The sequence below is a fragment of the Mesobacillus sp. genome (genome assembly GCF_047739415.1).
GTDB lineage: Bacteria > Bacillota > Bacilli > Bacillales > Cytobacillaceae > Mesobacillus.
In genome coordinates this window covers 1-9,959 of the sequence record NZ_JBIQOE010000151.1, presented here as the reverse complement: position 1 = coordinate 9,959, position 9,959 = coordinate 1, and the positions used below count along the sequence as shown (strand labels likewise).

Genomic DNA, 9,959 nt, shown 5'->3' with positions numbered 1-9,959 from the left:
GATTGTACTTTCAATCCCTCACCAGTTACCAATGTCCCGTTATCATCAAGATAGAAGTTCCCAGCACGGGTGTACATTTGGGATTGGCCTTGTTTTACAACAAAATAGCCATCGCCTGAAATCGCAAGGTCAAGTGCGCGTCCTGTTGTTTGCAAGCTTGATTGAGTGTCGATCATATCGATGGTCGCAATCGTGGAGCCCAGTCCTACCTGCATTGGGTTTTTTCCGCCCTTGTTCTCTGTAGCAGCACTTGCGCCGGAGATTGTTTGATTCATAGTATCCTTAAAAGTAACACGGCCCTTCTTGAAGCCGTATGTATTTACATTGGCAATATTGTTTCCTATAACATCAAGTTTTGTTTGGAAGTTTTTCATCCCACTGATTCCTGAGTACATTGAACGAAGCATTATTTAAAACTCCTTTCGATTTGGGGGCTGCTTCAATCGGTCCACAGCCCAGGCCTCCGTGAAGGTCCAGCCTTTTCATTTTAATTTTCCATAACAATCGTTCCATTTATATTGGTGAAAATTTGTTCCGCTGCTTCCTGCCGTCCCATCGCTGTAATGACGGTGTTGTTTTTTGCACTGACAATCAGTGCAGCGTCCTTTAGCAGAACAAGAGAATCACTCACGCCCTTGGCCTTAGCCTGACTAACTTTTTCCTCAATCCTGTTCCAGCGCTCCTGGGAAATATTGATCCCCCTTTGCTCCAGCCGTTCAGTTGCATGCTTACTTATTGTTAGTCCATTCTTTGATTGGATTGCACTTTGTAATTGCAAGGAAAAAGGTGTTTGTGTTAATTTGTTAGCTTTTACAGGTTTATGGTGTGTCCTGTTAACAGGCAGTGAATGAATTGGATGAAAATTTGTTTTATCCATTACATCACTTCCCTACGTTATTGGATTTTTGTTATCTGTGAAGCAGAGATGCTTGTCTCATCATCTAGTAAATAAGATGTTTTGCCATTCTTAAATGAAACAGACAATACATTTGCTGATTTCTCTTGTTTATTTTCATCAAGATAGGTAATTGCTTTCCCAATCAACATACTGGCCTGCAACATATGATTTTCACTTGATAATTCATTAATTTGCGAAATGTTCGCCGGTTCCAGGATCGTGCCATCCTCAAGCACAAAAGAAACGGTATCTTCTTTGAACTGCACAGAGGCTACCTTCCCAGTTCCCTGTTGAACGGTTTCCTCGCCATTTGCTGTTTCAATCTTATGCCATGTAATCTCCTTGCCCACAAACTGGCTATAGGAAATCATTTTGTTTTGCTGTTCTGCCTGTACAAATCGGTCAATTGATTTCCCCATATTCGTAATTTGCTCAAGTGTCGAAAATGTTGCCATCTGGGCTATAAAATCTTTATCCTGCATCGGATTCAAAGGGTCCTGATTCTGAAGCTGGGTCATCAGGATTTTCAAGAAATCATCTTTCCCAAGAATATCTGAACCAGCTTTCCTGTCCTTTTGAAGATTCGACAGCAGATAAGAAGAATTAATACTATTCACCATTGTCAATCTCCTATTCTTCAGTATTTAGCAGTGCTTCTTCGAAGGAAAGGTTAAAATCGCCTTTTTCTTCTTTCTTTTCCTGCTTCCCTCTGTCAGGCTGCCTCTCCTGCTGCTGAGAATCTCTATTCAAGAATCGATCTTGCTGAGCCTGCTGCTGAGTCACTTCAATTCTTTCTACTGTAAGGTTTTGTGCCGCAAAGGCCTGTTTGAGACCATTAATCTGGGATTCCAGCGTTTCCTTTGCCGTCCCAGACGTAGTAATGATTCTGGCCATCATCGTTTGATCCTTTTGGAATAGCTCTATCCGGATGCTGCCAAGGTGCTCAGGGTATAGTTTAATGAATAATTTTTGTGTTCCCCCACTGTTCATGAAATGCGATTTCGAAAGAATCGATTCAAATTGCTTCATTAATTGCTCAGGAGAAACCGGTCTTTCAGGGCTATTCATTGTTAACATCAATTGCTCTGCCTTTGTCATCTGTGGGAGATAAGCAACAGTTCCAGCTGGACCGTCCGTCTTTAATCCCGGGCTACTCTCTGTAAAACTTATTTTTTTTGAGTTTGCATGGTTTAGATCGCTCACTAACTGGGTAAATCTTTTTTGTAAATAAACCGTATGAGGATTTGGTTTACTCGTTTCTAAAAGGTTCTTTAATTCTTCACCAAGATTTTTCAGAGATTCTTTAACAGAATCAGTGCTTTTATATTCGTTCCCATCAGCATATCTAGTCATTAACTCCAAAAGCTTTAATGCCTTTAATGTCTGCAAATCATTTTGTTCTAGCTTCACCAGTAATTGATTTCCATTTTGATTGGCGATTCCAGTAATTATTGCCGCTAAGGATGACAATAGCTCATCTTCAGAGGCACTCTCGATATCATTTTCACTGTTACCGGACCATTTTTGGATGAAAAGTTTCAAATCCTCTTTGTTGATTCCAAAATGCGCCAGCGCCTTAGTTAGTAGATTTTCAGAGCCTGAATTCAATACATCCAGCAACTTCAGTCCATCTTCCAAGTCTAAAAGGTCTTTAATGTTGATCATTTCCGCCAAGGCACCCAGACTTTCAAGGTTTTTTTCGCCCTGCGCAGATTCAGTTGATGGTATTGACTCTGCTTTTCCAGATAAGACTGTTGACATTAATCCGGCAAAGCTTCCCCCATTTCCTGCCTTTTCGGACAATCTCTGTTTTCCAGCAGCAATGGTATTAAAAAATCCGAGACCTCCTATTTCCATATCTTCACCTCCTCTCAGATTCTCATCAGCTAATTTCCGTTAGTTTCATTCGTCAATATTTCTGTATATTTTGCTGCTTCTTCGGCAGGGAGCTTTTCCATAATAGCAGCAAGTGATTCTGGCTTAACGTTTGTCAGTATCTTCACTGCTTCTTCCGTATCCATTTTAGAAATAATCGGAGCGGCGCTCTTTGCTGACATCGTTTCATAGGTTTTGACGATTTCCCGGAAGGCTCGCTTGTTTTCCTCCTGGATTGCGGTCAATTCCTCAATTTGTGCTTGCAGCTGTGCTTTTTCCAGTTCCATTCGTTTTAACTGTGTATCTTTGCTCTCGACTTTAGACTGCAGTTTTTCCATTTTTGCTTCGCGGTCTTTAATTTCTGCTTCAAGGCTGATGATATCTTTTTCAAATTCTTCGATGGATAGCGGCTTTTCTTCCTTTACAAACTGAGATATAAAGGGTACTTTCCCGCCGATGTCCTTCGCTGTATCAAAAATATTGATCCCTAGAATTGAAAGTGCAACCAAAGCAATAACAATCGCAAACAAGGTTGGAATTGCTATCACATATAAAAACCATTGAAACTTGTTTCCATCCTGCTTATCTTTTTCCTCCACGCTCTGTGCCATTCAATCACCTAATTTCCCGGTTCATATATTGCTGAATCGAGACTTCGTCCATCATCCTGCTTTCTGCATACTTTTCATCTGCCAGAAATTGAAGATGGTCTTTCTCTTTGATTTTTTCAAACTTTTTTACTTCCTGATTTTTTTCCATCAATTGCACTTGTTGATAATTCATGATGTTTCTCGCATTCATCACGACTTTCTGATAGTGGGCAATCGATTTTTCAAGATTGCCGATAAACTGTTGATGGTGTCGTATTTCCTGGACCGGCAAACCATCTATCAGCCGGTCTGATTGAAAGCTCTCTAGATCTTCCTTTTTCTTTAGAAGATGATAGAGTCTGTCAGCCGCCTCTTCGAACTTTTTCACTGAATCCTGGTATACGACTTGTGCATCGTCCACTTCTCTCGATTTGAGTGAAAGGATCTTATCAAACTTGAATTGATACCGCATTGATCCATCAACCTTTCCTTACTAACTGCAATAAAGCCTGAACACTCTCATTTATTGAGACTTTTTCATTGGTCCCTTGCTTCAAGAAATTAAGAATATGAGGGTATCTCATAATCGCTTCATCTATCTCGGCAGAAGTGCCTTTTTTATATGCCCCGATATTAATCAAATCCTCAGCATTGATATAGGTACTTAGTAATCCCCTCAATCTTTCAGCCGCTTTGACATGATCATCGGCTACAATATTGTTCATAATTCGGCTAATGCTTTTTAACACGTTCACTGCAGGGTACTGGCCTTTATTGGCTAAGTCCCGGTCTAAAACAAAGTGGCCATCCAGGATTCCCCTTACTGTGTCAGCAATAGGTTCATTCATGTCATCACCATCTACGAGGACGGTATAGAAGCCTGTTATTGATCCAAATTCATTCGTCCCTGTCCTTTCAAGAAGCCTTGAAAGGATGGCGAACACTGAAGGAGTATAGCCTTTCGTGGTAGGAGGTTCTCCAACTGCGAGACCTACTTCACGCTGCGCCATAGCCACTCGTGTAACAGAATCCATCATCAGCATGACATTCAATCCTTTGTCGCGAAAATACTCTGCGATGGCTGTTGCTGTATAGGCTCCTTTGATTCGCATTAATGCCGGCTGATCTGAAGTGGCAACAACTACTATCGAACGCTTTAGTCCTTCTGGCCCTAAATCACGTTCGATGAACTCTCTGACTTCTCGGCCCCGTTCACCAATCAGCCCGATGACATTCAGATCTGCTGTAGTATTTCTCGCGATCATTCCCAGCAAAGTACTTTTCCCTACACCGCTACCGGCAAATATCCCAACACGCTGGCCGCTGCCAACTGTCAGCAGGCTGTCAATCATCCTGACTCCGACTTCTATCGGTTCCGAGATTGGCGGTCTGCTCAAAGGGTTGGGAGGGTCTTGTTCGGTAGGAACTGACGCCAATCCTTTTGGCAGGCTGGATTGATCCAATGGAACACCTAGCGAATCAACGACTTTTCCAATCAATCCCGGTCCTGCTTTAATTTCAAGTGGTTTCATTGTCGTTTCAACGAGACTTCCTGGTGAAATATCATGAAGAGATGTATACGGCATCAAAATGACGTTTTCATCTTTAAAACCGACAACCTCCGCCTGGATTTTCCGCTTTTTCTTTGTACCCACATGAATAAAGCAGACATCGCCTATTGAACTTTCAGGCCCTTGGGACTCAATCATCAAGCCAACAACTCTTTTTACACGTCCATAACGTTTAAAACTATCCAGAAAATCGACATGTTCCAATAAATCCTCGGCCTTCACTATTGTTCACTCTCCAGCATTTCAAACAGCTTATTTTTGATTTCTTCCAATTGGCTGTCTACACTTGCATCGACCCTGCCATTTTCAGATTCGATGATGCACGATGTCTCCTCAAGCTCATCATCCGGGTAAATATAGAAATCAATATCCTTTGGAAAGATGGCAATAAGTTCATCCTTTTGATTAAGCAGCTCCTGATAGTATTTAGGATGTACATGCAGCTGAATATCCTTATAATCCCTGGAGTTTTTTAACGCCCTTTTTACCAGGGGAAGGAACGCTTCATCTGCAGCTAGCTTTTCCCCGATGATCTTCCCAGCTATTTTCACTCCGATATCAAGAATCACCTTTTCTGAGGATTCAATATGATTCTCGTAATCTCTTTTCGACGCATCTACTGTTTCCTGGGCAAATATGATTGTTTGGCGGTACTCTTCATACCCCTGGGCTCTGCCTTCTTGATAGCCTTGTTCAAAGCCAAGCTGCCTGGATTCTTCGGCCAATAAAGATTTTTGCTGATCCCATTCTTGCTGTTCCAGATAAACTTGCTGCCGGATCTTCTCTGCTTCCTCAATCGCCTTCGACACAATGTTATCCGCCTCTATCACAGCACTGTCGAGGATCAGCCTTCGTTCATCTTCTGTATGAGTGAAGACCTGTGGGACTTCTTGATTTTCCGATGATTCTAACACCCGAATAGAGATGACCTTCTTTTCTGCAGGCATGTTACTGGTGTATTGGGATTTGATAAGCCTAGACAATAATATCATCTCCTCCGCCACGGGCAATGACGATTTCACCAGCTTCTTCCAGGCGACGGATAATAGCTACAATCCTGGATTGTGCTTCTTCAACATCGCGAAGCCTTACAGGACCCATGAATTCCATTTCATCCTGGAAGGTTTCGACCATACGCTTAGACATATTCTTAAAGACAATTTCTTTCACTTCATCACTTGAAACTTTAAGAGCAAGCATGAGATCCTCGTTTTCACAGTCTCTGATAACACGCTGGATTGCACGGTTATCAAGTGTGACAATATCTTCGAATACGAACATCCGCTTTTTGATTTCCTCGGCCAGTTCAGGATCCTGGATTTCAAGTGCATCTAGAATCGTGCGTTCGGTTGCACGGTCCACTCCGTTCAATACATCCACTACAGCCTCAATACCGCCAGTTTGCGTATAGTCCTGAGTAACAGTAGCTGAAAGCTTTCTTTCCAGGATTTGCTCGACCTCATTGATAATTTCTGGTGATGTGCTGTCCATCACTGCAATACGGCGTGCAATATCAGCCTGGACGTCTTGCGGTAGTTCAGATAAAATCTGGCCTGCTTGTGCCGAATCTAAATAAGAAAGTATAAGTGCAATTGTTTGTGGATGCTCGTTTTGAATGAAATTCAGAATTTGCCCCGCATCCGCTTTTCGAGCAAAATCAAACGGCCTTACTTGCAGTGATGATGTCAATCTGTTGATGATCACAGCGGCCTGGTCGGTCCCTAATGCTTTTTCTAGCACCGTCTTCGCGTAGCCTATTCCACCTTGCGTGATGTAATCCTGCGCAAGGGCAATGCTGTGGAATTCTTCCAGAATTTCTTCCTTGGCCAGCGAATCGACCTTCTTCACACCTGAGATTTCGAGTGTAAGCTTCTCGATTTCTTCTTCACTTAAATGCTTATAAACTGACGCAGAAACATCTGGGCCAAGCGAGATCAGGAGGATTGCTGCCTTCTGTTTTCCTGTTAATTCCTTTTGGTCTTTCCTCACCATTGGTCCTCCTCCTAATCCTCAGAAATCCAAGTTCGCAATAGCTTTGCGAAATCCTCTGGCTTTTCTTTCGCCATTTTTTCCAGCTGCTTTTTCTTCATGGTGCCTTCTGTTTCAAATTCCTTGTTCACATCAGGAACTCGAATTTGCTCATATTTTTCTTCCATTACATATTCTTCTTCTACTTCTTTCTTTCTTGATCTCATAAATAGAAGTAATAAGATGACAATACCTGCTAGCAATAATCCGCCAACCAGGTATACCCACCATGGCAGCTTTTCAACAACCTGGTTTTCGAAGGTTAACTTTCCATTGAACGGCTGCACCGATACAACGACCTTATCTTCAATCACTTCATCTGTCAGCTCTTCGCCTAACGACTCTTTATCAATGGTAGTCCTGACGATAGTACCAAGAATTTTTGTAATATCGTCTACACGTTCCTGCGGCAATGAATTACGGTCATCTGGAGTTGGCGGTTCGACCATCACCTGAATCCCAAGATCTCTCACCTTGTATGGACTCTCGGTTATTTCCTTGCGAATTCTGCTGACCTCATTATTAATTGTTTCTTCGACTCTCTCATAATCTCCGTTGCCAGTTGCTCCCTCAAGGTATTGAGACCCAGTGGTTTCACCAGGGTTTCCTCCTTCTGGAATTCCACCAGCCTGATCTGCATTCCCAGTGAAGGTTTCAGTAATTCGTTGGGCACTGATTGCGATTCCTTCCATATTTTCTTTATCAACAGGCTCAACGATGTTTTCTTCTCTGTTTTCCTGGGTAAAGTCTATATCGGCGGTAACGGAAACAACTACTTTGTCATGCCCCATAAGAGTTCCAAGCAAATTTTGGACCTGCCTTTGCACATCTCTCTCAATTTGCTGTTTGGTTTGATGTTGAGAAGCAAAAGAGGCTCCGCTGGAATTATTTTCATTTTTTAGATCAAAGTACTCAAAATATTGATTCATGATGACGATATTATCTGTAGGAAGGTTCGGAACACTTTTAGCCACTAAGTGATAGAGTGCATTTATTTGATCTTCCTTGAATTGATAACCAGGGCTTGTATTTAGTACGATGGATGCCGATGCAGGCTGCTCATTATCGCTAACAAATATCCCTTTTTCAGGCAGATTAATCATTACCTTCGCATCATTAACGCCATCTATTCCTTTCATCAAATCAGCAAGCTCTGTTTGCATAGCATCCAGTTTTAAAACAAAGAATTCATTATCTGTCATACCGAGGCCGGCATTCTGGCTAAAAAAAGAGTAATCGATACTTCCCGATTTAGGAATTCCTTCAGCTGCCAGCTCAACTTTCAAGCTATCAACCGATTCTTTCGGAACAAGGATTGTATTTCCTCCATCAGCAATTTCAGATTTTATGCCCCTTGCATCAAGGCTTTCTTTGATACTTCCTGTCTCGGCTGGAGAAAGATTGCTATAAAGCGGCTCAAGGGAAGTCCTCGAGGTAAAAAAGGCTGTAAGGACGGCTACTGTCAAAACAAAGAAAATAGACGCACCAAGACTGATTTTTTGCTTTCTGGTGCGCCCTTGCCAGAAATCCTTCATTGTATGTATATACTTTTGAACGGTTTCTTTCATTTCAATCCCCCGGTTATTAAGTCTCTTCTTTTTATACAGCTAATAACCGATATAATCTTAGTTTTTAGCTCATATTATTAAACTTGCATTCTCATCATTTCCTGATATGCTTCAACCACTTTGTTTCTGACTTCCATTGTAGCCTGCAGTGTAATGCTCGCCTTTTGGCTCGCAATCATTACCTGATGGAGGTCAACGTTTTCCCCACGAGCCAGTTTTTCTGTCATTGCATCTGACTGAAGCTGAGTTTTATTTAAATTTTCAATAGATTGCTTAAGTACGGACGAAAAACTTTTCTGTGCCTCGTATGGTGTAGGTGTGGGAGTAGACACTTTTGTATCAAATGGCCTGACCATTTGGCTAACAGAATTAATCCCAGCTGAGTTCATTTAGTTCTCTCCTTATTTTCCTATTTCAAGGGCTTTCATCATCATTCCCTTGGAGGCGTTGAAAACTGTGACATTTGCTTCATAAGATCGTGTCGCGCTTATTAAATCCACCATTTCCCTTAATGGATCGACATTGGGATACGCAACATACCCTTCTTGATTTGCATCTGGATGTTCAGGATCATATACCATCTTAAGAGGATTTTCCCTGTCCTCTATTATTCTCGATACTTTAACTCCATTTCCCGCCCCTGATCCGTCTGTTTTCCCCATTGCTTTATTAAGGAATGAAGAAAAGTTTCCTTCCTTAGGTTGTAGGACGACCATTTTCCTGCGGTATGGCTCTCCATTTACACCTCTAGTAGAATCTACATTCGCCATGTTGGAAGAAATGACATCCATTCTGAGACGCTGGGCAGTTAACGCAGATGCAGTCGTGTTCATGCTATGAAACATGGTCATTCTTACTTACCTCCCCTTATGACTGTTTGGAGAGAGTTAAATTTCCCATTAATCCTCTCAGTCAGCGCATTATAGTAAATTTGGTTTGTAGCCAGATCGGCCATTTCTTTATCCAAATCAACGCTGTTCCCATTCTCGTTATAATTCACGTTTGGATTAGTAACGACTCCAGGCAAACGACTCGCTTTGCTGCTGAATTCATAATGGCGGGCATCTGATCTATTCGCTTGAAAGGATTTCCCCATCACATCCTGAAATACAGCCTTGAAAGACACGTCCTTTGCTTTATAGTTCGGTGTATCAACATTCGCTATATTCTGCGAAATGACTTTTTGCTTCGCAGAAGAATAGTTCAACGCATGCTCGAGGGTTGATACAGTGTTTGAAAACAACTTCAATTTTTGCACCCCACAATTGCCACACTGGATTATTTTGCTGAATTTTGTAATTCCTTGCTGAATTTCGTCATTATATTCCTAATTGTAAAGAATCTGAAATAATCTGTCTATGTACTTTCAGTTAATTTTTATCATGCATAATGCTCATTTTTAAAAATAGGATAAAAGACCTATCAGTTT

General features: G+C 41.7%; 13 protein-coding genes. All 13 read right to left on the bottom strand.

The features are described from left to right. The coding region (locus tag ACH0QE_RS11885; RefSeq protein WP_415800856.1) for a flagellar hook-basal body complex protein at positions 1-407 on the bottom strand (407 nt) is incomplete at its 3' end. Between the two features lie 80 nt (positions 408-487). Next, positions 488-877, bottom strand: coding sequence for a TIGR02530 family flagellar biosynthesis protein (locus ACH0QE_RS11880; protein ID WP_215031665.1), 390 nt, complete (start codon positions 875-877; stop codon positions 488-490). 17 nt (positions 878-894) lie between these two features. After that, positions 895-1,518, bottom strand: coding sequence for a flagellar hook assembly protein FlgD (gene flgD / locus ACH0QE_RS11875; RefSeq protein ID WP_415800855.1), 624 nt, complete (start codon positions 1,516-1,518; stop codon positions 895-897). Between the two features lie 10 nt (positions 1,519-1,528). Further along, positions 1,529-2,755: a flagellar hook-length control protein FliK gene (locus ACH0QE_RS11870; RefSeq protein ID WP_415800854.1), complete on the bottom strand. Its 1,227-nt coding sequence runs from the start codon at positions 2,753-2,755 to the stop codon at positions 1,529-1,531. A gap of 29 nt (positions 2,756-2,784) precedes the next feature. Next, positions 2,785-3,384 carry a MotE family protein gene (locus ACH0QE_RS11865; protein ID WP_415800853.1) on the bottom strand — a complete coding sequence of 200 codons (600 nt, stop codon included), beginning with the start codon at positions 3,382-3,384 and terminating at the stop codon, positions 2,785-2,787. A 4-nt stretch (positions 3,385-3,388) separates the two neighbouring features. Then, positions 3,389-3,835 (bottom strand): flagellar export protein FliJ, encoded by a 447-nt coding sequence (gene fliJ, locus ACH0QE_RS11860; RefSeq protein ID WP_415800852.1) that lies wholly within the window; start codon positions 3,833-3,835, stop codon positions 3,389-3,391. Positions 3,836-3,842: 7 nt separating this feature from the next. Then, complete coding sequence (fliI, locus tag ACH0QE_RS11855; protein WP_415800851.1) at positions 3,843-5,156, bottom strand: flagellar protein export ATPase FliI; 1,314 nt, start codon at positions 5,154-5,156, stop codon at positions 3,843-3,845. Beyond that, a complete protein-coding gene (gene fliH / locus ACH0QE_RS11850; protein ID WP_415800850.1) occupies positions 5,156-5,926 on the bottom strand; it encodes a flagellar assembly protein FliH in 771 nt (256 codons plus the stop codon). Before fliH ends, fliI begins: the two co-directional genes overlap by 1 nt. Then, a complete protein-coding gene (fliG, locus tag ACH0QE_RS11845; RefSeq protein ID WP_023614895.1) occupies positions 5,910-6,926 on the bottom strand; it encodes a flagellar motor switch protein FliG in 1,017 nt (338 codons plus the stop codon). The genes fliH and fliG overlap by 17 nt, the downstream gene beginning before the upstream one ends. 11 nt (positions 6,927-6,937) lie before the next feature. Next, the gene (fliF, locus tag ACH0QE_RS11840) at positions 6,938-8,530 is read right to left on the bottom strand and encodes a flagellar basal-body MS-ring/collar protein FliF (RefSeq protein WP_415800849.1); all 1,593 of its coding nucleotides are present in this window, start codon (positions 8,528-8,530) and stop codon (positions 6,938-6,940) included. Positions 8,531-8,607: 77 nt separating this feature from the next. Then, positions 8,608-8,886, bottom strand: a complete 279-nt coding sequence (fliE, locus tag ACH0QE_RS11835; RefSeq protein WP_415800857.1) for a flagellar hook-basal body complex protein FliE — start codon at positions 8,884-8,886, stop codon at positions 8,608-8,610. 45 nt (positions 8,887-8,931) lie between these two features. Continuing rightward, a complete protein-coding gene (flgC, locus tag ACH0QE_RS11830) occupies positions 8,932-9,381 on the bottom strand; it encodes a flagellar basal body rod protein FlgC (protein ID WP_102262189.1) in 450 nt (149 codons plus the stop codon). Between the two features lie 2 nt (positions 9,382-9,383). Then, the gene (gene flgB / locus ACH0QE_RS11825; RefSeq protein ID WP_041967253.1) at positions 9,384-9,779 is read right to left on the bottom strand and encodes a flagellar basal body rod protein FlgB; all 396 of its coding nucleotides are present in this window, start codon (positions 9,777-9,779) and stop codon (positions 9,384-9,386) included. Between the last annotated feature and the right edge of the window lie 180 nt (positions 9,780-9,959).

Coding starts and splice junctions, on each gene's coding strand:
- flgD (WP_415800855.1), bottom strand. CDS start 1,518: ATGGTGAATAGTATTAATTCTTCTTATCTGCTGTCGAATCTTCAAAAG.
- ACH0QE_RS11870 (WP_415800854.1), bottom strand. CDS start 2,755: ATGGAAATAGGAGGTCTCGGATTTTTTAATACCATTGCTGCTGGAAAA.
- fliG (WP_023614895.1), bottom strand. CDS start 6,926: ATGGTGAGGAAAGACCAAAAGGAATTAACAGGAAAACAGAAGGCAGCA.
- ACH0QE_RS11865 (WP_415800853.1), bottom strand. CDS start 3,384: ATGGCACAGAGCGTGGAGGAAAAAGATAAGCAGGATGGAAACAAGTTT.
- ACH0QE_RS11880 (WP_215031665.1), bottom strand. CDS start 877: ATGGATAAAACAAATTTTCATCCAATTCATTCACTGCCTGTTAACAGG.
- fliH (WP_415800850.1), bottom strand. CDS start 5,926: ATGATATTATTGTCTAGGCTTATCAAATCCCAATACACCAGTAACATG.
- fliJ (WP_415800852.1), bottom strand. CDS start 3,835: ATGCGGTATCAATTCAAGTTTGATAAGATCCTTTCACTCAAATCGAGA.
- fliE (WP_415800857.1), bottom strand. CDS start 8,886: ATGGTCAGGCCATTTGATACAAAAGTGTCTACTCCCACACCTACACCA.
- flgC (WP_102262189.1), bottom strand. CDS start 9,381: ATGACCATGTTTCATAGCATGAACACGACTGCATCTGCGTTAACTGCC.
- fliF (WP_415800849.1), bottom strand. CDS start 8,530: ATGAAAGAAACCGTTCAAAAGTATATACATACAATGAAGGATTTCTGG.